Genomic DNA, 24,863 nt, shown 5'->3' with positions numbered 1-24,863 from the left:
AAGTGGCGCGCAAGGCTGCGAGAAATATCAGATAAAAAAAAGCCCGGCCATAGCCGGGCTCCACATCACCCTTCGGTGGTGGCGAGGTTCAGGTTCAACTGGGAACGTGGCGTATCTTCCGGCGCTGCCGCCTTCGGATGGTGGCGCGCATATTCCAGGCGGTCCAGGTATTCCTGCGACACGTCGCCCGTCACATACACGCCATCGAAGCACGACGCCTCGAAGTTCGTCAGTGCCGGGTTGACGTCGGCAATCGCCTGCTTCAACGCGCCGATATCCTGGTACACCAGGTAGTCGGCCGTGATTTCGCGGCACACTTCTTCCGTCGTGCGGCCATAGGCGATCAATTCGTCGCGCGTCGGCATGTCGATGCCATACACGTTCGGGTAGATCACCGGTGGCGCGGCCGAGGCGAAGATGACCTTCGTCGCGCCCGCTTCGCGCGCCATCTGCACGATTTCCCGGCTGGTGGTGCCACGCACGATGGAGTCGTCGACCAGCAACACCACTTTATCCTTGAATTCGGAAGGAATCGCGTTGAGCTTCTGGCGCACGGATTTCTTGCGCGCCGCCTGGCCCGGCATGATGAAGGTGCGGCCGATGTAGCGGTTCTTGATGAAGCCTTCGCGGTATTCCAGGTTCAGCGCCAGGGCCAGCTGGATGGCGGCCGGACGCGAGGAATCGGGAATCGGCATGACCACGTCGATATGCACGTCAGGCAATTCGGCACGGATCTTTTCAGCCAGGTATTCACCCATTTTCAGGCGCGTGGCGTACACCGAGGCGCCGTCGATGACGGAGTCGGGACGGGCCAGGTAGACGAATTCGAACACGCACGGATTCAGGCTGGCGTTGTCGGCGCACTGGGCGCTGTGCAATTTCTTGTCGGCATCGATGAAGACGGCTTCGCCGGGACCGATGTCGCGCACGAAGCGGAAGCCCATGCCTTCCAGGGCCACGGATTCGGAGGCGATCAGGTATTCGGGGCCTTGCTCCGTTTCATTAATGCCCAGGCACAAAGGACGGATGCCGTGCGGGTCGCGGAAGGCCAGCAAGCCCACGCCAGCAATTTGCGCCACTGCAGCATAGCCGCCCTTGACGCGGCGGTTCAGCACGGTGATAGCCTTGAAGATGGCTTCCGGGTCCAGGTTCAGGCCCGTTGTCGCTTCCTGGATTTCATGCGCCAGCACATTGAGCAGCACTTCCGAATCGGAATCGGTATTGATATGGCGGCGGTCGTTCTTGAACATTTCCTGTTTCAACTGTTCCCAGTTGGTCAGGTTGCCATTGTGCGCCAGGGTGATGCCGAACGGCGCATTCACATAAAACGGTTGTGCTTCCTCTTCGCTCGACGAACCGGCCGTCGGGTAACGGCAATGGCCGATGCCCGTCGTGCCTTGCAGCGAACGCATGTTGCGCGTACGGAAGACGTCACGCACGAGGCCATTGGCTTTGTGCATGGAAAACATACTGCTGTGATTGGTCGCAATCCCTGCCGCGTCCTGACCGCGATGTTGCAAGAGCAACAATGCATCATAGAGCAATTGATTGACAGGTTGATGGGAAACGACGCCGACGATGCCACACATGGTGTGCTCCTAAACTGTGCTACTGATTTTAAAAAAATTCAAAATTTCACATGCTGCGCGTATGCGGCAGGCAGATAAGGCTTGATGGCACGCGCGCCCTGTTCCGCGAGCGGGCTGAGCAGCGCATTTTTCCAGAATGACTGCTGTGGTATGGAAGTCATGCCACACAAGATGACGGTGGTCAGCACGATTACCAGGCCCCGCGCCACGCCGAACAGGCTGCCCAGGGTACGGTCGGCCAGGCTCAGGCCCGTCACCTTCACCAGTGCGTCGACCGTCATGGACAGCAAGCCCATCAAAATGCGCACGCCGATGAACAGCACCACGAAGGCCAGCAACAGGCGGACGGCTTCGCCGGGCACGGCTTCCGGCAGGAATTTCGCCAGGGTGGCGCCATAGGCGTTGGCGATGACAAAAGCCACGATCCAGCTGACCAATGACAGTATTTCCTTGACCAGGCCGCGCATCATGCTGATCAGCACGGACGTCACCAGCACGAACAGCACCAGGTAATCGAAGATCGTCACGACCGTTCAGCCTTGCAACATCACGCCGGTACCAGGCTGCCGCCCAGGCCCAGCTTTTGCAGCTTGGCGCGGGTCTTTTCGGCGTCATCGCGGCTGCCGAACGGCCCCACGCGCACGCGGATGCGCTCGCCCGCGGGGCTGGAGACTTTCTGCGTATAAGACTTGATACCCGCTTCGCGCAACTTGTCCTGCAATTCATCGACCTTGTCCTGCGTCGCCAGCGCCGCGACCTGCACCACGAACTTGCCGCTGCCGGCGTCGTGTGCCTTGTCTTGTGCTTTCTCTTGCGGCTTGTCCAGTGGCTTGCCTTCCAGAATCGCCATAGCGCGCGCCGCATCGTCGGCAGATTGCGCCGGCTTGGCAGGCTTAGCCTCAGGCTTGGCTTCCGCTTTTACCTCATGCTTGGGTTCAGGCTTGGGCTCATGCTTCGGCTCCGGCTTGGCTTCGTGTTTCGGCTCTGGTTTCGGCTCCACCTTGACCGGCTTGGGCTCAGGCTTGGGCTCGGGTTTCGGTTCCACATAGGCCGGCTTGGCAGGCGCAGGCTGGACGGCAGCCAGCACGGGCGCCGGTACCGCTGCCGGTGCCGGCGTAGGCCTGGCCGCAGGCGGCAGAGGAGAGTCGATGATTTCCTCGGACTGGTCCAGGCCATTGTGCGCAGCCGCCTGAGCGGGCACAGTCGGCACGGGCGCAGGTGCAGGCGCAGCGGCCTTTTCTTTCGAGGGAATGTCGATGGCGATATCGTTGAAAGGCGCCTTCGGCTCGGAATCGAGCAGCATCGGCAAGCCCACAGCCACGCCCAGGGCCAGGGCAATGGCCCCGACCAGGCGGCGGCGTGCGCGCTTTTTTTCAGGCAAGACCGGGTCCGGCGCTTCTTTGCCGCCACGGCGCGATCCACCGCCACCAGAGGTGTTGGCGGCGCGCTTGCGGGTCGGCGACTGTGCTTCGCCAGGGACATAAAAGCCGCTGTCTTCGCCAGAGGATTCTTGCTTGTTTTTAAACAGTTTCGAGAACAAGCCCATGCGTGATTTTCAGTCGAGTGCGTTTCAGTGAAGTGAGGATTTTCTGGCCTTCATCACGCCGGCGACGGTGAGGAAAGAACCAAAGACCACAATTCTATCATTCTCACCGGCCCGGCTCATCGCATTTGCAAAAGCTTGTGCCGGATCATCGAAAATAGACACAGTATGGTCGTTGCTGTCGGGCTTGTCTTCCAGCATGATCTGCACCTTGGCGGCCAGCTCGGATGCCGTCGCCGCGCGCGGCGACGGCAGGCTCGTCAGGCACCAGTGGTCGACGTGTTCGCTCATCGCGGCCAGCACGCCATCGATATCCTTGTCCTGCATGGAGCCGAACACGGCATAGGTGTACGGGTGGAAACCCATATTGCCCAGGTTCTGGTTCAGCGCCGAAGCTGCGTGCGGGTTATGCGCGACATCAAGGATGACGCTGGGGCGGCCAGGCAAGACCTGGAAGCGGCCCGGCAGTTCCACCGTCACCAGGCCCGTACGTACTTCCTGCGCGCCAACGGGCAGTTTCAGCTTCAGCACTTCCAGCGCGGCCAGCACGGCCGTCGCGTTCAGGATCTGGTTGGCGCCACGCAAGCTTGGATACGCGAGCGAATTGCGGCGCTGCTCGCGCCCGCCGTAGTTCCACTGCTGCTTGTCGCCCGAATAGTTGAAATCGCGGCCCATCAGCCACAGGTCCGCGCCGATGGCCTCGGCATGGTCGATCAGGGATTGCGGCGGCACGGGGTCGCTGCAGATGGCCGCCTTGCCCGGACGGAAAATACCGGCCTTTTCAAAGCCGATCGCTTCGCGCGTATCGCCCAGGTATTCCGTGTGGTCGATGTCGACGCTGGTGACGATGGCCACATCGGCGTCGATCACGTTGACGGCATCGAGGCGCCCGCCCAGGCCCACTTCCAGGATGGCCACGTCCAGCTTGGCCTGCGACAGCAAATGCAGGATGGCCAGGGTGGTGAATTCGAAATACGTCAGCGGCGTATCGCCGCGCACGGCCTCGACGGCATTGAAGCTGGCGACGATCTGTTCGTCGCTGGCCATCTCGCCCAGCACGCGCGCGCGCTCATTGAAGTCGAGGAAATGCGGCTTGATGTACAGACCCACTTTGTAGCCAGCACGCAACAGTACGGATTCCAGCATAGCGCAGGTGGAACCCTTGCCATTCGTGCCCGCCACCATGATCACGGGGCAAGTAAAAGCCAGTTGCATGCGCGCCTTGACGGCTTGTACGCGGTCCAGGCCCATGTTGATCTGGGTTTCCGAATGGCGGGTTTCCAGCATGGCGAGCCAGTCCGGCAATGTGGTGGGGAGCTTGAGCATGGGAGACTTCTTGATGAGGAGACAGTGCGCGAGGCGCGGAGATGGTGTGGCATGGCAACCAGGCGGGTCCGCAGGACACCGCCCGGCCTGTTACTCTGGCGGATTACGCCAAGACTTCGACGGCCTGGTTTTGCAGCAAGGCCAGCAAGCGGGCGATTTCTTCGCGCATCTTGCGGCGGTCGACGATCATGTCGACGGCGCCCTTGGTGACGAGGAACTCGGCGCGCTGGAAGCCTTCCGGCAATTTTTCGCGCACGGTGTTTTCAATCACGCGCGGGCCGGCAAAGCCGATCAGCGCTTTCGGTTCAGCAATCACCACGTCGCCCATGAAGGCGAACGAGGCGGACACGCCGCCCATGGTCGGGTCGGTCAGCACGCTGATGAATGGCAATTTCTTTTCCGACAGCTTGGTCAGCATGGCCGTGGTTTTCGCCATCTGCATGAGCGACAGCAAACCTTCCTGCATGCGCGCACCACCGGTGGCGGTGATGCAAATGAACGGCACCTTCTGTTCCAGCGCGATTTGTGCGCCGCGCACGAAGCGCTCGCCCACGACGGAACCCATGGAGCCGCCCATGAATTCGAATTCGAAGCACGCCACGACCACTGGCAGGCTCATGATGGCGCCGCCCATGACGACCATCGCATCCGTCTCGCCCGTCGCTTCCATGGCGGATTTCAGGCGGTCCGGGTATTTCTTGCTGTCCTTGAACTTCAGCGTATCGACAGGCAGGATTTCCTGGCCGATTTCATAGCGGCCGCCCGCGTCGAGCAGGCTGTCGAGGCGTTCACGCGCGCGGATGCGCATGTGGTGATCGCATTTCGGGCACACGTGCAAATTCGATTCCAGATCCGTACGGTACAGCACGGCTTCGCACGATGGGCACTTGACCCACAGGCCTTCCGGCATGGTCTTGCGCGCGGCAGCATCAGAACGCTGTATGCGCGGTGGCAGCAGTTTTTCCAACCAACTCATATTTTCTCCTTGGGCCCTTGTAGGGGTAGCGTCGGTGGACGCCCCCGGCAGACGGTAAACGGCGACACCCCCGTAGGGCGCCACCAAAAATTTTATCTATTGCACAATAACAGGAAAATCAGTGGCCGAAGTGTAGCCGTTTATCGCCGGGCTGTCGAACTTTGCCGTCAACGTATCTTGCGTAAACGGCAAGCTTGCTCAGGCGTCCAGTGCGGCGCGGATGCCTGCCGTAAAGCTGCGCACGGCATCGACGGCGCCACCTGGCGGGGCGTTTTCAATCTCCTGGATGATGCGGCTGCCGATCACGACGGCATCGGCCACCTTGGCAACGGCCTTGGCCGTGGCACCATCGCGGATGCCGAAGCCCACGCCGATGGGTAATTTTACATGCTGGCGGATGGCCGCAAGGCGTTCCGCCACCTGTTCCGTATCAATGTTGCCCGCTCCCGTAACGCCCTTGAGCGACACATAGTAGCTGAAGCCGCCGCCAACCTTGGCCACTTGCGCGATGCGCTCTTCGGTCGAGGTGGGCGCCAGCAGGAAAATCAGGTCGAGGCCCGCTGCGCGCATGGCGGCCGCGAATTGCTCGCACTCCTCAGGGGGATAGTCGACGACGATGGCGCCATCGGCGCCGGCCGCTTGCGCTGCATCAATAAACGCGGCGCTGCCGATGCGTTCGATGGGGTTGGCATAACCCATCAGTACCACGGGCGTCGTCTGGTTCGTTTCACGGAACTGGCGCACATAAGCGAACACATCGTGGATGCCGACATTGAATTTCAAGGCCCGCTCGCAGGCGCGCTGAATGACGGGACCTTCGGCCATGGGGTCGGAAAACGGCACGCCCAGTTCCAGTATGTCGGCGCCGCCCTCGACAAGCGCGTGCATCAGGGGCACGGTGGCGTCAGGGCCGGGGTCGCCGGCGGTGATGAAGGTGACCAGGCCGGTCTTGTTGTTCGATTTTAAGTTGGCAAAGGTGGTGGCGATACGGGACATGGGGAGCTTTCTTTATCAGTGGAGGATGTCGGATTACGCGCTGACGCGCTAATCCGACCTACGCAATACCGGAATTGTCAGTTGATTAACTGAAATTCAATCCCATGCGCTCCGCCACGGTATGCATGTCCTTGTCGCCACGGCCCGACAGGTTGGCCAGCACGATCTGGTCTTTCGGCAAGGTGGCCGCCAGCTTGGCCGCGTAGGCCAGCGCGTGCGACGATTCCAGCGCCGGGATGATGCCTTCGATATGGCAGCAGTCGTGGAAGGCCTGCAAGGCCTCGTCATCGGTGATCGACACGTATTGTGCGCGGCCCAAATCCTTCAACCACGCGTGTTCCGGGCCCACGCCGGGATAATCGAGGCCGGCCGAGACGGAATGCGTCTCGATGATCTGGCCGTTTTCATCCTGCAGCAGATAGGTGCGGTTGCCATGCAGCACGCCCGGGAAACCGGCCGCCAACGAGGCCGAGTGCTTGCCCGTATTCAATCCTTCACCGGCCGCTTCCACACCGATCAGTTTGACATCCTTCTGGTCGATATACGGGTAAAAGATGCCCATTGCATTCGAGCCGCCGCCGATGCAGGCCACCACGTAATCAGGTTGGCGACCCGTCATTTCCGGCATCTGCACCAGGCATTCCTCGCCGATCACGGACTGGAAATCGCGCACCATCATCGGGTAAGGATGGGGGCCGGCGACGGTGCCGATGATATAAAAGGTGTTTTCGATGTTGGTGACCCAGTCGCGCATGGCTTCGTTCAGCGCATCCTTGAGGGTCTTCGAGCCGGATTCGACGGGCACGACAGTGGCGCCCAGCAATTTCATGCGGTACACATTCTGTGCCTGGCGCTTGACGTCTTCGCTGCCCATGTAGACCACGCATTCGAGGCCGAAGCGGGCACAGATGGTGGCCGTGGCCACGCCGTGCTGTCCGGCGCCCGTCTCGGCGATGATGCGCGGCTTGCCCATGCGCTTGGCCAGCAGGGCCTGGCCGATCACGTTGTTGATCTTGTGCGCGCCCGTGTGGTTCAAGTCTTCGCGCTTGAAATAGATTTGCGCGCCACCGGCCATTTCGGACCAGCGCTTGGCGTGATAAATGGGCGATGGACGGCCGACGAAATGTTTCAGCTCGTAGCGAAATTCTTCGAGGAATTCCGGGTCGGCGCTATAGCGGGCGTAGGCGTCTTTCAGCTCGGCCAGCGCATGGGTGAGCGTTTCGGCAACAAATGCGCCGCCATAAGGGCCGAAATGGCCGCGCAGGTCGGGAAAAGGGTAATCGGTGGCATGGAACAATGCGGCGGCTGCGCCGGGCGCGGTGGTATGGTCATTCATGGTGGTTTCCTCTGGCAATGATGGCATCGGCATCCTGTACCGCGGCGATGAACGCGCGGACTCGGGATGCGTCCTTGATACCCTTGGACGCTTCGACACCACTGCTGATGTCGACGGCGTAAGGGCGTACGCGCACCACTGCGTCAGTCGCGTTTTGTACGCTCAAGCCACCACTTAAAACGACCCGAGGCGCGAGTTCTTCTGGAATGAGGGACCAATCAAATACCTTTCCTGCACCGCCATAGGCATCCACATAGGTATCGAGCAAGAGGCTCGAGAACAAGGGACTGGCGGCGCGATAGCGCTGCTCGTATTCTAGCAAATCTTTGCCGCGGGCGTCGGGTTTGACCCGGAACACTTGCGTAAACGGTGTCTGCACGGCGCCAGCGAGGGCGGCGCTGTGCTCCGGCGTCTCGTCGCCATGAAATTGCAGCAGGGACAAGGGCGCCACGGCCTTGGCCGCCCGCACTTCTTCCACGGTGGCATTGACGAACAAACCCACCGTTGTCACGTACGGCGGCATGGCGGCGATCAGGGCCGCCGCCTGCTGCGGCGTGACGTAGCGGGGGCTTTTCGGATAGAACACGAAGCCGATGGCGTCGGCGCCCGCCGCCACGACAGCCTGGATGTCTTCGGCGCGGGTCAGGCCGCAGATCTTGATGCGTGTGCGTGGCATGTTACTCCTTGATGTTATTGCTTGATGCGAAACGTCAGAACCAGGGCAAGGCGCTGCTGCTGTCTTGCGGTAACGCCCATTTCGGATCGTAATCGATCTGCGCCAGGTACAGGCCGTCCGGCATGAAGGTGGGCGCGGCCGCGTGGCGATCTTTACTTTCCAGCAAATGCCCCAGCCATTCCGGCTTTTCCCGTCCCGTGCCTATATAGACGAGCGAACCGACCAGGTTGCGCACCATGTGGTGCAGGAAGGCATTGGCCGTGATGGTGAAGATGACGCAATCGCCGCGCCGCTCGATGCGGATGTCGTGCATCAGCTTGACGGGCGACTTGGCCTGGCATTGCGCGGCGCGGAAGGCCGTAAAATCGTGCCAGCCCAGCAACGGCTGCACGGCCTGGCGCATCAGTTCCACGTCCAGCGGACGGAAAAAGAAGCCGGCACGCCCTTCCACCAGCGGCGAACGGGTGGCGTTGTTGTACAACACATAATGATAGGTGCGCGCGCGGGCGCTGAAGCGGGCATGGAAGAAATCGTTGACGGTGGGATCGCCTTCGAGTTCCTTGGCCCAGCGCACGGCGATGGATTTCGGCAGGAAGGCGTTGACACCGCGCACCCAGGAATGCACGTCGCGGTTCAATTCTGTATCGAAATGCACCACTTGCTCGAGCGCATGCACGCCCGTGTCCGTGCGGCCGGCGCAGGTGGTGGCCAGGCGCACGCGGGCAAACTGCTCCAGCGCGTTTTCCAGCTGGTCCTGCACCGTCTGCCCGTCTTCCTGTTTCTGGTATCCATGCCAGGCCGTGCCGTCGTACTGCAGGCCGAGGACGATACGCTTCAATGGCGTTGCTGTCGTAATATTTTGCATCGAAGCATTATACCGGCGCGCAGGCGGCCCTGCCCTCCGACCACACAAGCGCCTGAGACGGCGTTCAGGGCAAGGCGCACGGTCGAAGACAGTACGAATGTACGGCGAGGCCGTGCAACGCAGCCATGGACGTCGTATCTGATGCTTGCAAGCGAGCGAGACGGCGTTCAGGGCAAGGCGCACGGTCGAAGACAGTACGAATGTACGGCGAGGCCGTGCAACGCAGCCATGGACGTCGTATCGACGCTTAGGTTAGCCGAGCAGCGCGCGCATGGTATTAGCCTTGGCGATCTGCTCTTCGCTGCCCCCCTTGATGACCTCATCGATCAGCTCCCGCGCGCCTTCCTTGTCGCCGATTTCCTGGTAAGCGATCGCCAGGTCCAGCTTGGTATCCATTTCCATGTGGATGGCCGACAACGGGTCATCCACGCCCACGCTGGCCGTCTTGCCATCGTTCAGGTCCAGGTCGATGCCGGACAGGTCGAATTCTTGCGCGGCCGGTATGGCGTCCGGCAAGCTCGCTGGCGTTTGCGCATCGTCAAACCGGCTGTCGCTGGCAGCGTCGGCCGCCGCCACCGTCGCGGCAGCTGGCGCCACGGGCTCGTCGAGGTCGAAATGCGCCAGGTCGACATCCTTCAGAGGGTCAGGCAATGGCGTCACACCGGCGCCCACGCCATTCACGGGGCCGGCTGGCGGCTCCAGGTCGAGGCCGAAATCCATGCTGGCGTCATAGTGCGCATCATGCGCGCCCTGCGTGGCGGACAGCGGCTTGCTGCCCGGTCCCGGCATGGCGATCGGGTCGCTGGTGGAGACGGGCTCGAAATCGAGGCTGTCGAGGTCAAAATCGAGGGGGGCGCGCGCATCGCGGGCGCTCACCGAAGTAACCGGCTCGGCCGGCGCCAGGTCGGCCAGCGCTACGGGCGCAGCCAGATCGTCTGGCAAGTCCATGCTCTGGCCGTGCAAGTCGTCGCCGGCACCCTTGCTCAGACTGACAACGGCGTCGTCTTCCGTATCGCCATACAGGGGGTTGGAAGGATCGAGCGCCAGGCCCAGTGCAGCCGCTTGCGGCCACTCTTCGCCCTGTCCCCGGGTCAGGCTGTAGAGCTCACTAGCCTGGTCTTCAAACGCGCGTACATCGTTGCGCGCCGAATAGATTTCCAGCAATTTCAGGCGGGCCGCATGGCGCTCGGGGTGGATGCGCAAAGCTTCCTTGAGGATATCTTCCGCCTGGCCATCGCGGCCGTAAGCGATATACACATCCGCTTCGGCGACGGGGTCCGTTTCATTGCCTTCAAGCATGCTGGCACCCGCTGCCGCAGCCACGCCGGCAGCGGCGGCGGCCCCCGTACCGAACAGCTGGTTGCTCGCCTCGGATTGCTGGTCTTCCGGCGCCAGGCCGGCCGGCGGCGCCACGGGCGCTTCCGGCTCGAATACGGGGGCGGCATCTTCTGCGGGCGGCGGCGTTTCCTTGCGCCGGCGCGCGATCACCAGCGCTGCCACGGCCGCCAGCAAAGCGGCCAGGCTGATGCCGATGGCGCCCAGGTGATCACTGATCTTATCGGCAAGGGTGGGCTCCAGCGGCGACGGTTTCTTGATCAGCGGCACCGGTTTCGCTTTGGGCACGGGAGCTTGCGCTTCGGCCGGCGCGCTGGCAACGGCGCTGGCCAATGCGCTGGCAGCGGCCTCGGCCGGCTTGGCGGGCGCGGGAGCGCTCTTGTCGGCCATGGCCTTGCTCTTCACCGCCATCAATTTTTCCAGGTCGCTGACGTTCTTTTCCAGCTCCTTGACGCGCGCGGCCGCTTCATCGACCTGCTTGGCCTTGGCGATCTTGTCTTCTTCGCTGGCGACGGCACTCTTGCCGGCCGACTTGGCTGCCGGCTCCGCCTTCGACAGTTTCAGCTTGTCTTGCGACTCGCTCACGGCCGTCGGTTTTTCCTGCACCTTGGTCGCGCCGATCTTGCCAGCCGTGCTTTGCGTCGCCTGCGCGGCCTTGGCCGGCTTGCTTTGCGACACCTGGCCCGCCAGCTTGTTGCGGTAGGCTTCGAAATCGATGGCGTGCGCCGTCACGACGCCCTTCGCTTCGGCCGCGTCGGTGGCGCGCACGGCATCCGCGCCTGGCACGGCCAGGATGCGCCCGGCCTGCATGCGGTTCATGTTTTCGCCCCTGAAAGCATCGGGATTGGCGCGGTACAGGGCGACAAGCATCATGTCGAGCGAGACGCCCGATGGCTTCAGTTCGCTGGCGATGCGGCTCAGGGTGTCGCCCGCCTTGACCTTGTACTCGCCTGCCGCCTTTTTCGCCAGCGCAGTATCAGCAGTAGCTGCAGCCGGCTTGCTCTTGCCTGGCTGCACTGGCGCCGTCACTTGCGCGCCGCGCGTCTGCCGCGCTTCGGGTGTGTCGAGCACGAATGCATATTCGCGTACCTGGCGCCCGCTCTTGCTGCTCAACTCCAGCAGCAGGTCGACCATGGGTTCGGCCACCGGCTGCGCCGAGCTGATGCGGATGAAAGACTTGCCGTTGCGCATTTCCACGGCAAACGTCAGCGCGTTCAGGGCGGGATTGAATTCCACGTTCGCCTGGCGGTAGGCGTCCGGCGGCGCCAGCTTGGCCAGCAGGCTAGATGCCTCGCCTGGCTTGACGGCCGATAATTCGACCTCGGCGCGCAGCGGCTGGCCGGCGGCGGACAGCACCGTGATCTTGCCCAGCTCGGCCGCGGATACCGCCGGTGACAATAACACCGCGCAGGCAACAGCGCTGCTGAGTGTCTTGATGGCAAGGGAGGCGACCCGGGGACGAGTGTGTACAGGCATAATTGGCGGCATCTTAGTTGACGTGGGAAAACAGTTACTTTTCCAGAGGTATCAACATATCATCATGCCCAGAGCTATGCAAGCTCCGCATGGTTGCGCCTTGACGGGCTCAGGATAGAAAAAAAGCCGGGAAAACAGCCCCGGCTTGATCTTGATCAGCAATTTATTGCCGTTATGCGTCCAGCAGGATACGCAACATGCGGCGCAGCGGCTCGGCCGCGCCCCACAGCAATTGATCGCCCACCGTAAAGGCGGACAGGTATTCGCCGCCCATGCTCATCTTGCGCACGCGGCCGACAGGAATCGTCAGGCTACCCGTGACGGCTGCCGGCGACAGGTCGCGCACGGACGCTTCGCGCGTGTTCGGCACCAGCTTCACCCATTGATTGTTGCTGGCGATGATGTCGTTGATTTCATCGAGAGGCACGTCTTTTTTGAGCTTGATGGTCAGGGCTTGCGAATGGCAGCGCATGGCGCCGATACGCACGCACAGGCCATCGACAGGAATTTCCCTGGTGCCAAAATCGATGCCGCGGCCCAGGATCTTGTTCGTTTCAGCGCCCGCCTTCCACTCTTCCTTCGACTGGCCATTGCCCAGGTCCTTGTCGATCCACGGGATCAGGTTGCCGGCCAGCGGCGCGCCGAATTGCTTGATTTCATCCGGGGAATAGCCGTGCTGGGTGGCCAGCACCTGGCGGTCGATTTCCAGGATGGCGGAAGCGGGGTTTTCCAGCAGCGCCTTGACGGAGCTGTTGATGGTGCCAAATTGCGTCAGCAGCTCGCGCATGTGCTGCGCGCCGCCGCCCGATGCCGCCTGGTACGTCATCGACGTCATCCAGTCGATCAGGTCGTGCTGGAACAGGCCGCCCAGGCCCATCATCATGCACGATACGGTGCAATTGCCGCCGATGTAATTCTTGACGCCTTTGCCCAGCGCATCCTTGATGACGTGCAGGTTGACGGGATCGAGCACGATGACAGCGTCTTTTTCCATGCGCAAGGTCGATGCCGCATCGATCCAGTAACCATTCCAGCCCGCTGCGCGCAGCTGCGGGAAGACAGCGCTCGTGTAGTCGCCGCCCTGGCAGGAAATGATGATGTCGCACTTGGACAGTTCGGCGATGCTGTTGGCATCCTTGAGGATGGTTTCATTTTTCGCCATGGCCGGCGCCGCGCCGCCCATGTTCGAGGTGGTAAAAAACACCGGTTCGATGTGGGCGAAGTCGCCCTCTTCCTGCATGCGCTGCATCAGGACCGAACCGACCATACCGCGCCAACCTACCAAGCCAACTAATTTCATTACCATTCCTCAAGATGAGACGGCGACTGCCGTCATTAGACTATTTTATCCCAGTGCTTTTACAACTGCATCACCCATCGCCTCGGTACCGACCAAGGTCGTGCCCGCTTCGTGGATATCGGCCGTGCGCAGACCCTGCGCCAGCACTTTCTTCACGGCCGCTTCGACCCGGTCAGCCTGCTCTTCGCGGTTCAGCGAATAGCGCAGCATCATGGCCGCCGACAAGATCGTCGCCAGTGGATTGGCGATGCCCTTGCCCGCGATATCGGGCGCCGAACCGTGCGAGGGCTCGTACAGGCCCTTGTTGTTGGCGTCGAGCGAAGCGGACGGCAGCATGCCGATCGAGCCCGTCAGCATGGCGGCCGCGTCCGACAAGATATCGCCGAACATGTTACCCGTCACCATGACATCGAATTTCTTCGGCGCCCGCACCAGTTGCATGGCCGCGTTATCGACATACATATGGTCGAGCGCGACATCCGGGTATTCCTTGTGCACATCGATGACGATGTCTTTCCAGAACTGGAAGGTTTCCAGCACGTTCGCCTTGTCCACACTGGTCAGACGCTTGTCGCGCTTTTGCGCCGCCTGGAAGGCCACATGGGCGATGCGGCGGATTTCGCCTTCCGCATAGCGCATGGTGTCGTAGCCTTCGCGCTGGCCCTTGAACGGACCGTCCGGGCACTCGCGCACGCCGCGGGGCTGGCCGAAATAAATGTCACCCGTCAACTCGCGGATGATCAGGATATCCAGGCCGGACACCACTTCCGGCTTCAGGGTCGAGGCGCCCGCCAGCTCCGGGTACAAAATGGCCGGACGCAGGTTGGCGAACAGGCCCAGGTTCTTGCGCAAGCCCAGAATCGCCTGCTCGGGACGGAACTGGCGCTCCAGATTATCGTACTGATAATCGCCAACGGCGCCGAACAGCACGGCGTCGGCCGCTTTTGCCAGGGCCAGGGTGCCTTCCGGCAAGGGGTGGCCATGGGCCGCATAGCCGGCGCCGCCCACAGGTGCCGTTTCCAGCTCGAACGATTCGCCCAGCACATTCAAGACCTTGACGGCTTGCGCGACGATTTCAGGACCGATGCCGTCGCCGGGTAAGATTGCAATTTTCATGGAATGATCTTTAGATAACGTTGGCAAGCCAAGGCTGATTGGTCAAATGACGCTCTTCGAAGGCGCGGATATCGTCCGCATGGCGCAGGGTCAGGCCGATATCGTCAAGGCCATTCATCAGGCAATATTTGCGGAAGGCATCGATTTCGAACGGATACGAGACGCTACCATTGCTGGTTCTCACGCACTGCTGTTCCAGGTCCACCACCAGCTTGTAGCCGGGGAAAGCCTTGACTTCATTGAACAGGTGCTCGACCTGGCTTTCCGACAGCACGATGGGCAGCAAGCCGTTCTTGTAGCAGTTATTGAAGAAAATGTCGGCAAACGAGGGCGCGATGATGGCGCGGAAGCCATACTGGTCCAGCGCCCACGGCGCGTGTTCGCGCGAAGAGCCGCAGCCGAAATTCTTACGTGTGAGCAAGATAGAAGCCCCCTGGTAACGCGGCTCGTTGAGCACGAAATCAGGGTTCAGCGGACGGCGGCTGTTGTCCTGGCCCGGTTCGCCATGGTCGAGGTAGCGCCATTCGTCGAACAGATTGGGGCCGAAACCGCTGCGGTGGATCGATTTCAGGAATTGCTTCGGGATAATCGCGTCGGTGTCGACGTTGGCGCGGTCCAACGGCGCTACCAGGCCTTCGTAAATCGTAAATTTATCCATGCTATGTCTACTCGGTAGGACGCGCGGCGCTGTGCGCCGGCACGTCACGGTTTATTTTCCGCCGGCGCCAGTGACGACCTGGCCGACTTTCTGCACATCGCGGCCGATGCCGGAGACGGTGTTGCAGCCAGACAGGATCACGGTGGCGATGAGGAGGGCGAAGAGTTTTTTCATGATGATTTCTTGATAGTAAGTAAGGGACAGGGAACGCTAGTGTACGCCAGCGCCGCCCGTCCCTGCCGTCATCGCAAGCCCCGCACGTCGACAAAGTGGCCGGCGATGCCGGCCGCCGCCGCCATCGCGGGCGACACCAGGTGGGTGCGGCCGCCCTGCCCTTGCCGGCCCTCGAAGTTGCGGTTCGAGGTCGAGGCACAGCGCTCGCCCGGCTCCAGGCGATCCGCATTCATGGCCAGGCACATGGAACAGCCCGGCTCGCGCCATTCGAAACCGGCATCCTTGAAGATACGGTCCAGCCCTTCGCGCTCGGCCTGGTCCTTGACGAGGCCGGAACCGGGCACCACCAGCGCCAGGGTGACGTTCGAGGCGCGGTACTTGCCGCGCACCACGGCGGCGGCCGCGCGCAAATCCTCGATGCGCGAATTGGTGCAGGAACCGATGAAGACCTTGTCGATGCGGATGTCCTCGATGGCGGTGTTGGGTTTGAGGGCCATGTAGACCAGCGCCTTTTCCATCGCATCGCGCTTGACGCTGTCTTTTTCCTGGTCAGGGTCGGGCACGCGGCCATCGATGCCGATCACCATCTCGGGCGACGTGCCCCAGGTCACTTGCGGCACGATGTCAGCGGCGTTGAGGGTAACGACCAGGTCAAAGCGGGCGCCCGGGTCCGAATGCAGGGTGCGCCAGTAGGCCACGGCGCGTTCCCAGTGCGGTCCGGCCGGCGAAAACGGACGGCCCTTGACGTAATTGATGGTGGTGTCATCCACGCCGATGATGCCGGCGCGCGCGCCCGCCTCGATGGCCATGTTGCACACCGTCATGCGACCTTCCATCGACAGGGCGCGGATGGCCGAGCCGCCGAACTCGATACAGTAGCCCGTGCCGCCGGCCGTGCCGATCTTGCCGATGATGGCCAGTACGATATCTTTTGCCGTCACGCCGGCCGGCAGGGCGCCGTCGACTTGCACCAGCATGGATTTGGATTTCTTTTGCAGCAAAGTTTGCGTGGCCAGCACATGTTCCACTTCGGACGTGCCGATGCCATGCGCCAGCGCGCCGAAGGCGCCGTGCGTCGACGTGTGCGAGTCGCCGCACACGACCGTCATGCCGGGCAGGGTCGCGCCCTGTTCAGGGCCGATCACGTGCACGATACCCTGGCGCTTGTCGTTCATGTTGAAGTAAGTCAAGCCGTAGTGCCTGGCGTTCTTGTCCAGCGTTTCCACCTGCAGGCGCGAGACCGGATCGGCAATGCCGTCGATGCGGCTGGTGGTGGGCACGTTATGGTCGGCCACGGCCAGGTTGGCGGAAATGCGCCACGGCTGGCGGCCCGCCACGCTGAGGCCATCGAAGGCTTGCGGGCTGGTGACTTCGTGCAGCAGGTGCCGGTCGATGTACAAAATTGTCGTGCCATCATCTTCGGCCCGAACAACGTGGGATTCCCAGAGTTTGTCGTAAAGCGTCTTCATCATGATTTATGCAGCGTTGCCACAGCCTGTAGTAAGTGATCTGTCGTACTGATCGAAGGGATCGACAATGATTATGCCATATATTGTGCAATGCAGAACCAAAAGCCGCCCCATCGTGGGATGGGCGATACAAAATTCGGCATGCCTTGCGGATATGGTTAAAAAATTGCTGATACGAAAATCCGCCAAAATGCCGGCGGGGCGAATAAAAATCGAAAAAAGCCGAAAAAAAAGCCCGCTGCAGAGGTCTGCAGCGGGCTGGGTGAACTGGCCAATGTTTCTAGGCAGCCATGCGCACACTTCCCCTGCAACCATCCATCAGGAAAGATAGGCCCACGACTAGCACCAGCTCGCCTTCGGCCGAGCGAGCGGTACCGGTAATGCCTTCCACGGTGATGGCCGTCATCGGCTTGATCACCAGGTCAGCCGTGCCATCGACGGCTTCCACGGCGAGAATGTACGGCTGTGGCGCAGCGACAACAATGCCCACGCGCTCGCTGCACGATTCGTAGCCCAGGGCGCCGGCCAGCGAACGCACGGGCAATGGACGGCCCTGGTCTTTCAGCACGGGCGCGCCGCCCACTTCCATGAAGGTTTCCGGCAATTCGACGACGCGCTGCACCACCGCCATCGGCAGCGCCAGCGCGGCGCCCGACGTCGACACCAGCATGGTCGGCACGATGGACAGCTCGATTGGCAGGCGGATGGCAAACTTGGTGCCCTTGCCCAGCGAGGACTCGATGTGGATGGCGCCGCGGTTTTTCTCCACGGCCGTCTTGACCACATCCATGCCCACGCCGCGTCCGGAGACGCTGGAGGCCACTTCCTTGGTCGAGAAGCCAGGCAGGAACACCAGCTGGAAGCATTCGTCGTTGCTCAACTGCGCGTTTTCGCTGATCAAGCCCTTTTGCTGGGCCTTGCTGCGCAGGAAGGCCGGATCCATGCCCTTGCCATCATCCTGCAGCACGATCATGACACTGTTGGCTTCCTGCCAGGCCTTCAGCGAAATATACGATTTGGCGGGCTTACCGGCAGCCAGGCGCGCTTCCGGCGATTCGACGCCATGGTCGAGCGAATTGCGCAGCATGTGCACGAGCGGATCGTAGAGGCTGTCAACTACCACGCGGTCGACTTCCGTCTCCGCGCCCTCGATGGTCAGCTCGACATCCTTGCCCAGGTCTTTCGCCAGTTCGCGCACCAGGCGCGGGAATTTCTGGAACAATCGGCCCACGGGCTGCATGCGCGTGGCCAGGGTGGCACGCTGCAGTTCGGTCGAGTAGCGCGAAGCGCGTTCCAGGGTTTCCGCCAGGGTCGCCATCAAGGTGGCGGCCTGGCCTTCGAATTTGAATTGCAGCAAGCGCTCGAGCAGCACGGCAGCCTGATTGGCAGCCTGTACCGATTCGCCAGCCACTTCCAGCAGAGCGTCGAGCTTGACGGCGTCGACGCGGATGCTGTCTTCCTTGACGGGCGCGGCATGGCGCACTTCCGGGCGCTCTTCGCGGCGTTCCGCGCCATCCCAGGCTTTGGCGGCCGGCTTGGCGACAGCAGCGGCAGCAGCAGGCGCGGCGGCCACGACGGCAGGGGCAGCGGCCACGGCGGACACCGGCGCGGCAGCGACCTGGCTGCCCGCCGGCACGACGGCGTTATACATGCCTTCCCAGTCCAGGCCATCGGCACTGGCGGTGGAAACAGCGGCGGCTGGCGCCACCACGACCACTTCGGCAACGGGCGCGGCGGCTTCCGCCACCACGGCGGCGGCCGGCGCGGGTGCGTCCATGCCCTTGCCTTCGATGGCGTTCGTGAGGATGTGTTCCAGCTCTTCCGGCATGGCCGGCAAGCTTTCCGGCGCGGCGCCGTTGGCCAGTTCCGTCAGCTGGTCGGCCACGAAACCGGACGCCTGCAGCGCCGCCTCGATGGCGATCGGGGTCACCGGCGCGGCGCCCGTGCGCAAGGCGTCGAACAGGTTTTCCGTCAGATGGCAGGCCGCCACCAGTGCGGGCAGACCCATGAAGCCGGCCCCACCCTTGATGGTGTGGAAGGAACGAAACACGGCATTCAGTGTTTCCTTGTTGTCAGGATCACGCTCGAGGCGCAATAAGTGCTCTTCAACATTAACCGCAAGATCCATCGCCTCAACGACGAAATCCTTGAGCATATCGTCCATTAGAATCCCAAATCCGCAAGAAGGTCGTCTACATTATCCTGGTCCAGCGCCACCGACGGCACGGACGGGCCCTGCATCAGAGGCACCGGCTTCTGCGCCAGTTTTTCGCGCACTTCGGCCGGTGCGTTGTCGCGCAGCAGCTGGGCAAGCTCGTGCTCCACCGTCTTGGTGATGTTGACCACTTTTTTGATCAGCTGGCCCGTGATGTCCTGGAAGTCCTGCGCCATCATGATTTCCAGCAAGCGCGCTTTTTCTGCTTCCGTGGCCTCGGCAACGGCTTGCGCGAACTGGCGCGAATCGCCGGCCAGGGCCTTGAATTCTTCCAGGCTCAGCTTGCCGTCGAACAACGCCGTCCAGCGACTGTCCATGTCCTTGGCTTTCTTCGACAGCACATCTTGCGCCGGCATCCCTTCGTCGAGCGTATTCAGGACCTTGTTGGCGGCCTGTTCCGTCAGCGTGGCGACATATTCCAGGCGGTCCTGGGCGTCGACGATCTGCGACGACGCTTCCGTCAATGCCTTGTCGTAGCCCAGTTCGCGCAGCGAATCGTGCAGCAGGCGCACGATGCCACCCAGGCGTTCGAACATCGGCTTGTCGGACTGGTCGACCGGATCGGCCGCTTCGCCAGGCACGCCTGTAGCAGCCGCGGGGGGCGCTTCGGGTGCGGCGGCGACTGGCGCTTCCGCTGCGGCTGACGGCACGGCGGCGCTGGCCGACACCGAGTCGAACAGCGCGTCAAAATCGTCGTCCGCGATCACGGCTGCGGGCGCTGCGGCAGGCGCGGGCTTGGGAGCGGCCGCACTTTGCGCAGATACTTCATCGAATAATGCATCGAAATCATCAGCGGCGTTGGTCATATCCCTGCTTCTCCATAATTTGTCAAAATTCCGCCTGAACTGTGCGTTTTACAGACTGATACCCACAATTTCTCGATTAAGATGATTTGAGGCAATACCGCTGCGATGGTGCGAGTGTAGCAGGGCGCCGCCCTGTTGGTAAATCTCAAAACGCGCTTCCTGGTGCAAAGCAGGTCCACAAGAGCTTTTCCACCAGGAAATAAGTGTTCCTGCTGTTGTATTTTGAAATACTACCATTGGCGTGCGTGCAAGACCACGCGCCAGACAAGAAATCCTGCTCTCGGGTGCCTGCGCAACAGTACCCAATGGCTGTCGTTACGGCTCAAACACGATCTTTCTGCCAATGTTGTCTATACTGAAGGTGCAATAGTATTGATAATTATCAAGTCTTTACATGAATACCATGCTGCCGCCGCGTCTACAATAAGGGGCGTTGCGCGCGCTAAGTCACTGCCAAAGGACCTGCCATGTATAAGAAAATTCTGATCGCCACGGACGGCTCCGCCGTCTCCAACCTGACGGCCTGTGCTGGCGTTGCCTTTGCAGAGCAGATGCAAGCCGATATCCTTGCCGTGTACGTGGCGCCCGAATACCAGTACCCGGTGTACATCGAAATCATTCCACCAAGCTATCCCAGCGAGGAGGAATACCGCATCGCCATGCGCAAGGCGGGCGCCGACCACTGGCAGCCCATCCTCGACGCGGCCGCCAGGCGGGGCCTGGAAGCGACGGGCCTGACGGCCTTTTCCGACAGCCCGGCCCTGAAAATCGTGGAAGTGGCGCAATTGCAGAACTGCGACTTGATCTTCATGGGCTCACATGGCCGCAGCGGCTGGGGACAATTGCTGCTCGGCAGCGTGACCAACAAAGTGCTGTCGCACTCGAAATTGCCGGTGCTCGTGCATAGGCTGATCAAGGAACCACCCTCCAAATAAGTGGTCACATGGCCACGGGGGCCGCCGCTGCCGGCATAGTAAGTAAAAGGCAAACTTGCGGCCATTTCGGTTAAAATGACAATGTTTCTCGTTTATTAATACCCGGCCGGCCGCCACGAGGCGGCCCGGGCACATTTCACGCCTCCTGATTGCGCGCCTATGATACGTATTGTGATTGCCGACGACCACACCATCATGCGAGAAGGATTGAAGCGCATCCTCGACGGCGCGCCGGACATCGACATCGTGGGCGAAGCCATCGACGGCTTCGAGGTACTCAACCACGTACGCCAGGGCGGCTTCGACCTGTTGCTGCTCGACCTGTCGATGCCGGGCCGCAGCGGCGTCGACCTGATCCGGCAAATCCGCAGCGAAGCGCCCAAGCTGGCCATCCTCATCCTCACCATGCACGAGGAAGAGCAATATGCGGTGCGCGCCATCCGCGCCGGCGCGCAAGGCTATCTGACCAAGGAAAGCGCGGGCACCCAGCTGGTGGGTGCCATCCACAAGGTGGCGTCGGGACGTCCCTACATCAGCGCCGAGGTGGCGGAGCAGCTCGTGCTCAACATCATGATGCCGAATGAAAGCTTGCTGCACAAACAGCTGTCGGACCGCGAGTTCGAAGTCTTTTCCCTGCTGGTGGCAGGCAAGTCGATCACGGAAATCGCCAACAATCTGCATCTGAGCGTGAAAACGGTGAGTACGCACAAGACGCGCATCATGCAAAAGATGGGCATGAGTTCGCTGTCAGAGATGGTCCAGTATGCCGTGGCACACCGTCTGCTGTCTCCCTTCAAGACCTGAACCTGCCCACGCGCGCCAACCCGTAGGAACAATCCTACATCAACTGCCACAGCTCCTACTGCCATATTCAGCCACCGCTGATATTAATTGCAGACGGTTGTTGGCATACTGAAACCAGTCATCAAGTTGCTGGGAAGTTATTTCATCACACAGCAAGTCTTCAGCGAATCGAGATTCACACGCCTGGACGCGCGCCGCCCTTTCCCTGCCCGCCGTCCTGTGCACCTTGTCATTCAACTCTGAACTACCTGTCACCAGGAGATGAACATGCTGTCCACGCAAACGCCTGAAACCCGCGCTGCCGCTCCATCACTGCCCCCCTCCTCTTCAATGGAAGCGGGGCGCCAGCGCCAGGGTCGGCTATGGTCGAACCTGAAGGAGGTGTGCGACCTGCTGCATATCTCCAGCGCCTGCACCATCGCCGCCGATGAACTGCTGTTCCAGCATGTGCAATTCAAGACTGGCCAGCGCGTGCACACCATCGGCCAGCCCTTCGACACTCTGTACATCGTCAATTCGGGCTTCCTGAAAACCGTACTCATCGACGAATTTGGCAATGAGCAGGTCCTCAGCTTTCCCATGAAGGGCGACATGCTGGGCGTCGACGGCATCCACTCGCGCCAGTACTCCTCGGAAGCGGTGGCCCTGTCCGACTGCGACCTGATCCTGCTGCCGTTCAAGAAACTCACGGCGCTGGGCAGAGTCCACCTGGAACTGGAAAATGTCATGTATGGCGTGATGAGCCGCGAACTGGTGCGCGAACAGGCCATGATCGGCATGCTGGGCGCCCTCAGCGCCGAAGCCCGCGTGGCGCGCTTCCTCGTCTCGTTGGCCGAGCGCTTCGCGCAGATGGGCTACTCGAGCAAGCTGTTCAACCTGCGCATGACGCGCCATGAAATCGGCAGCTACCTGGGCCTGACCCTGGAAACGGTCAGCCGCACCTTGTCCGCCTTCAACGAAATCGGCCTGATCACGGTCGACCAGCGCACCATCGGCATCAAGGATCCGGACGCGCTGAAAACCCTGCGCCGCCTGCCGCCGTCGCGCTCGCGCGCCAAGCAACTGGCCGCCGCCAAACTCAAGGCCGATACCACCGCGGCCGCCAACGCCTCGGCGCAATTGCTGGCCACCATTTAGCGCCATCCCGATTTCTTCAAGCTTGGCACAGGCTTGGCCCGGCCAAGGCGCGCAACGCCTTGCCGGGTCTTTTTTGCTGCCGCTCCCTTGCGCGCCGCGCCAGCGGCCGACTTTGCGCAGCACGATCTTCCACGCTGCCATCCCAGCGTAAAAAAGCGCAGATTCCGCACAAATAAGCCTTGCTTTTCGGGCCACATTCAACAATAATGCAAATACGAATCATTCTCAACTGAGACAAAGAAAGCCCAACATGCAAAGCTCAAAACCAGCCTTGATCCAGGATGCCGCCAGCGCCCACGTCCGTCCTCCCGTCAGCATGACCCAGCCAGCGCGCCGCATCACCAGCGAAGCGCTGCTGCAGCAGGGCCGCGAAGTGGAGATTGAGCACAGCGGCAAGATCTATCGCCTGCGCGTCACCCAATTGAACAAGCTGATCCTGACTGCCTGAAGCAGCACGGCAGCCAGTCACCACACTCGCCAGCCGGTCGCGCTCCGTGCGCGCAGCCAGCCAAACCACCGCACAGGAGTGTTTGATGGCGAACGACCGACCTTCCCCGATGTTTCCTTCCCCGCAAGGCCAACAGCCTGAACTGCTGCTGTCGGCCGTGCTGCACCTGATGTCGCACTACCATGCGGGCAGTCCCTGCGAGAAACTGGCGGGTGTCATCGAACGCCATCTGCAAGCGTTGTCCAGTTCGCCGGGCCTGGGCCCCGTGCTGCAAGCGACCTGCCAGCAACTGTCGCAGCAATGGGCCGCCCTGGTGGCGCTGCACCGGCCCGCACCGCCCAGGACCACTTTGTTTGAGCGCCTGGCACGCATGCTGAGCGCCAAGCGCCCTGCCTCGCCCCTGCCGCAATAATTTCTCTTCAACACCCCACCGCCCAACAGGATATCGCCATGTGTGACAAAGACCAGTCCCTGCCCGTCATCAGCAATTGTTCCAGCGACGGGGCCGAAACGGCCGCGCTCGCTTCGCGCCGCCGCCGGCTGTGGGAACTGTCGCATACCTGCCATTGCCCGCTGGTCGGCGTGGGTTTGCCATTGGGATACCTGCGCAAGCTGGTGGGCAAGATGACGGGCGGGCGCGTGCTGGCCGACGACTATGAAGTGCACGTGGGCGCCGTGACGGAATGCGGCGCGCGCAACCGCCTGTCCGAAGCGCTGCAAAAGGAACTCGAACGCCGCTACGCCCCCGTGATCCTGCGCTTTCGCGGCGCCAAGACCACGGAACAGGTAGCGCAGCTGTGGCGCACGGCCGTCGCCAACGGCGACGTGTCGGGCGCCTTCTGGGCTGGCCTGACGCACCCGCGCTGCGACGCCGAGCTAGAAGAGCAGATGTGCCGCGACTTGCACATGATCCAGCACCAGGCCGGCGCCTGCGTGCGCGCCGACATGGGTAAATTTACGGCCCTGCAGGAAGAAAATGCGCGCCTGGCGCACGAACTGGCCAAACTGCAACAGCGCAGCCAGGCCGCACTGATGGAAAAAACGGGTGAGCTGGAACGCCAGGAAGCCGTGCTGCTGCGCACGCGGGCCGAGGCCATCGGCAAGGATAGCGTGATCGACGGCTTGCGCGCGGAGCTGGCGCAGCTGCAGGCTGCCATCCCGGCACTGGAATCGCGCACGCGCCTGGTCGAACGCCTGGCGCAAATGGATGAGCGCGAAAAGGAATTGCGCCATCAAATCGCGGAATTGAAACAGGCCCAGCCACGTCCGGCCGCGGCCGTGCCGCCACCGGCACCGAAGCTGGAAGTGCCGATCGGCGGCAAGCTGAAAATGCCGATCCGCCTCGTCGATCAAAGCGTCCTGTGCGTGGGCGGACGCAGCGGCAATGTCGCCACCTACCGCGCCCTGATCGAGCGGGTCGGCGCGCAGTTCGCCCACCACGACGGCGGCCTGGAAGACAATGCCAACCTGCTCGACTCGAGCCTGGCGGCGGCCGACCTGGTGATTTGCCAGACGGGCTGCATCAGCCACAGCGCCTACTGGCGCGTCAAGGATTATTGCAAGCGCACGGGCAAGCGCTGCGTCTTCATCGACAACCCCAGCATCTCCAGCCTGGCGCGCGGCTTGCAGGAAGTGAGCGGCGAAATGGAACCAGCCACGCTGAACACGGCCGAGTAACAAAGG

Annotated in this window: 23 protein-coding genes; 6 read left to right on the top strand and 17 right to left on the bottom strand. The window is 61.8% G+C overall.

From position 1 onward, the window contains the following. Positions 1 to 65: 65 nt before the first annotated feature. From purF to C8C89_RS11245, 17 genes are all read right to left on the bottom strand, one after another. Positions 66 to 1,589: an amidophosphoribosyltransferase gene (gene purF, locus C8C89_RS11325; protein ID WP_099762856.1), complete on the bottom strand. Its 1,524-nt coding sequence runs from the start codon at positions 1,587 to 1,589 to the stop codon at positions 66 to 68. Between the two features lie 38 nt (positions 1,590 to 1,627). Beyond that, the gene (locus tag C8C89_RS11320; RefSeq protein WP_101482258.1) at positions 1,628 to 2,116 is read right to left on the bottom strand and encodes a CvpA family protein; all 489 of its coding nucleotides are present in this window, start codon (positions 2,114 to 2,116) and stop codon (positions 1,628 to 1,630) included. Positions 2,117 to 2,136: 20 nt separating this feature from the next. Further along, entirely contained in the window at positions 2,137 to 3,135 is a 999-nt protein-coding gene (locus C8C89_RS11315; RefSeq protein ID WP_133989955.1) for an SPOR domain-containing protein, read from the bottom strand. Positions 3,136 to 3,159: 24 nt separating this feature from the next. Then, on the bottom strand, positions 3,160 to 4,458 hold the full coding sequence (folC, locus tag C8C89_RS11310) for a bifunctional tetrahydrofolate synthase/dihydrofolate synthase (protein ID WP_133989953.1): 1,299 nt from the start codon (positions 4,456 to 4,458) through the stop codon (positions 3,160 to 3,162). Between the two features lie 103 nt (positions 4,459 to 4,561). After that, on the bottom strand, positions 4,562 to 5,434 hold the full coding sequence (gene accD / locus C8C89_RS11305; RefSeq protein ID WP_010400390.1) for an acetyl-CoA carboxylase, carboxyltransferase subunit beta: 873 nt from the start codon (positions 5,432 to 5,434) through the stop codon (positions 4,562 to 4,564). 198 nt (positions 5,435 to 5,632) lie between these two features. After that, on the bottom strand, positions 5,633 to 6,430 hold the full coding sequence (gene trpA / locus C8C89_RS11300) for a tryptophan synthase subunit alpha (RefSeq protein WP_101482261.1): 798 nt from the start codon (positions 6,428 to 6,430) through the stop codon (positions 5,633 to 5,635). 85 nt (positions 6,431 to 6,515) lie between these two features. Continuing rightward, positions 6,516 to 7,766 carry a tryptophan synthase subunit beta gene (trpB, locus tag C8C89_RS11295; RefSeq protein WP_133989951.1) on the bottom strand — a complete coding sequence of 417 codons (1,251 nt, stop codon included), beginning with the start codon at positions 7,764 to 7,766 and terminating at the stop codon, positions 6,516 to 6,518. Next, entirely contained in the window at positions 7,759 to 8,460 is a 702-nt protein-coding gene (locus C8C89_RS11290) for a phosphoribosylanthranilate isomerase (protein WP_279587410.1), read from the bottom strand. The genes trpB and C8C89_RS11290 overlap by 8 nt, the downstream gene beginning before the upstream one ends. A gap of 16 nt (positions 8,461 to 8,476) precedes the next feature. Beyond that, positions 8,477 to 9,280, bottom strand: coding sequence for a tRNA pseudouridine(38-40) synthase TruA (gene truA, locus C8C89_RS11285; protein WP_092606456.1), 804 nt, complete (start codon positions 9,278 to 9,280; stop codon positions 8,477 to 8,479). 279 nt (positions 9,281 to 9,559) lie between these two features. Then, positions 9,560 to 12,118, bottom strand: a complete 2,559-nt coding sequence (locus C8C89_RS11280) for a FimV/HubP family polar landmark protein (RefSeq protein ID WP_133989947.1) — start codon at positions 12,116 to 12,118, stop codon at positions 9,560 to 9,562. A 172-nt stretch (positions 12,119 to 12,290) separates the two neighbouring features. Continuing rightward, complete coding sequence (gene asd / locus C8C89_RS11275; protein ID WP_133989945.1) at positions 12,291 to 13,418, bottom strand: aspartate-semialdehyde dehydrogenase; 1,128 nt, start codon at positions 13,416 to 13,418, stop codon at positions 12,291 to 12,293. A gap of 45 nt (positions 13,419 to 13,463) precedes the next feature. Further along, positions 13,464 to 14,534, bottom strand: coding sequence for a 3-isopropylmalate dehydrogenase (gene leuB / locus C8C89_RS11270; RefSeq protein ID WP_133989943.1), 1,071 nt, complete (start codon positions 14,532 to 14,534; stop codon positions 13,464 to 13,466). Between the two features lie 10 nt (positions 14,535 to 14,544). Then, positions 14,545 to 15,192: a 3-isopropylmalate dehydratase small subunit gene (gene leuD, locus C8C89_RS11265; protein ID WP_101482266.1), complete on the bottom strand. Its 648-nt coding sequence runs from the start codon at positions 15,190 to 15,192 to the stop codon at positions 14,545 to 14,547. Between the two features lie 51 nt (positions 15,193 to 15,243). After that, positions 15,244 to 15,366 carry an entericidin A/B family lipoprotein gene (locus tag C8C89_RS11260; RefSeq protein ID WP_010400408.1) on the bottom strand — a complete coding sequence of 41 codons (123 nt, stop codon included), beginning with the start codon at positions 15,364 to 15,366 and terminating at the stop codon, positions 15,244 to 15,246. Positions 15,367 to 15,434: 68 nt separating this feature from the next. Further along, positions 15,435 to 16,838, bottom strand: a complete 1,404-nt coding sequence (gene leuC / locus C8C89_RS11255; protein WP_101482267.1) for a 3-isopropylmalate dehydratase large subunit — start codon at positions 16,836 to 16,838, stop codon at positions 15,435 to 15,437. 277 nt (positions 16,839 to 17,115) lie between these two features. After that, positions 17,116 to 18,999 (bottom strand): chemotaxis protein CheA, encoded by a 1,884-nt coding sequence (locus C8C89_RS11250; protein ID WP_133989941.1) that lies wholly within the window; start codon positions 18,997 to 18,999, stop codon positions 17,116 to 17,118. Continuing rightward, positions 18,999 to 19,856: a protein phosphatase CheZ gene (locus C8C89_RS11245; protein WP_101482269.1), complete on the bottom strand. Its 858-nt coding sequence runs from the start codon at positions 19,854 to 19,856 to the stop codon at positions 18,999 to 19,001. Before C8C89_RS11245 ends, C8C89_RS11250 begins: the two co-directional genes overlap by 1 nt. Before the next feature lie 467 nt (positions 19,857 to 20,323). Between C8C89_RS11245 and C8C89_RS11240 the strand changes: the two genes are divergently transcribed. From C8C89_RS11240 to C8C89_RS11215, 6 genes are all read left to right on the top strand, one after another. After that, positions 20,324 to 20,791, top strand: a complete 468-nt coding sequence (locus C8C89_RS11240; RefSeq protein ID WP_101482270.1) for a universal stress protein — start codon at positions 20,324 to 20,326, stop codon at positions 20,789 to 20,791. Positions 20,792 to 20,950: 159 nt separating this feature from the next. After that, entirely contained in the window at positions 20,951 to 21,595 is a 645-nt protein-coding gene (locus C8C89_RS11235; RefSeq protein ID WP_034750556.1) for a response regulator transcription factor, read from the top strand. A 330-nt stretch (positions 21,596 to 21,925) separates the two neighbouring features. After that, complete coding sequence (locus C8C89_RS11230; RefSeq protein WP_133993303.1) at positions 21,926 to 22,732, top strand: helix-turn-helix domain-containing protein; 807 nt, start codon at positions 21,926 to 21,928, stop codon at positions 22,730 to 22,732. Between the two features lie 250 nt (positions 22,733 to 22,982). Beyond that, positions 22,983 to 23,180: a hemin uptake protein HemP gene (locus tag C8C89_RS11225; protein ID WP_133989939.1), complete on the top strand. Its 198-nt coding sequence runs from the start codon at positions 22,983 to 22,985 to the stop codon at positions 23,178 to 23,180. Between the two features lie 85 nt (positions 23,181 to 23,265). Further along, positions 23,266 to 23,592 (top strand): hypothetical protein, encoded by a 327-nt coding sequence (locus tag C8C89_RS11220; RefSeq protein ID WP_133989937.1) that lies wholly within the window; start codon positions 23,266 to 23,268, stop codon positions 23,590 to 23,592. A 38-nt stretch (positions 23,593 to 23,630) separates the two neighbouring features. Then, positions 23,631 to 24,857: a DUF2325 domain-containing protein gene (locus tag C8C89_RS11215; RefSeq protein WP_133989935.1), complete on the top strand. Its 1,227-nt coding sequence runs from the start codon at positions 23,631 to 23,633 to the stop codon at positions 24,855 to 24,857. The last annotated feature ends 6 nt before the right edge of the window (positions 24,858 to 24,863 follow it).

It is taken from the genome of Janthinobacterium sp. 75, from assembly GCF_004365495.1.
In the GTDB taxonomy this organism is placed as follows: Bacteria; Pseudomonadota; Gammaproteobacteria; order Burkholderiales; family Burkholderiaceae_D; genus Janthinobacterium.
The sequence above is the reverse complement of the archived record's forward strand: the minus strand, read 5'-3'. Positions and strand labels throughout refer to the sequence as shown.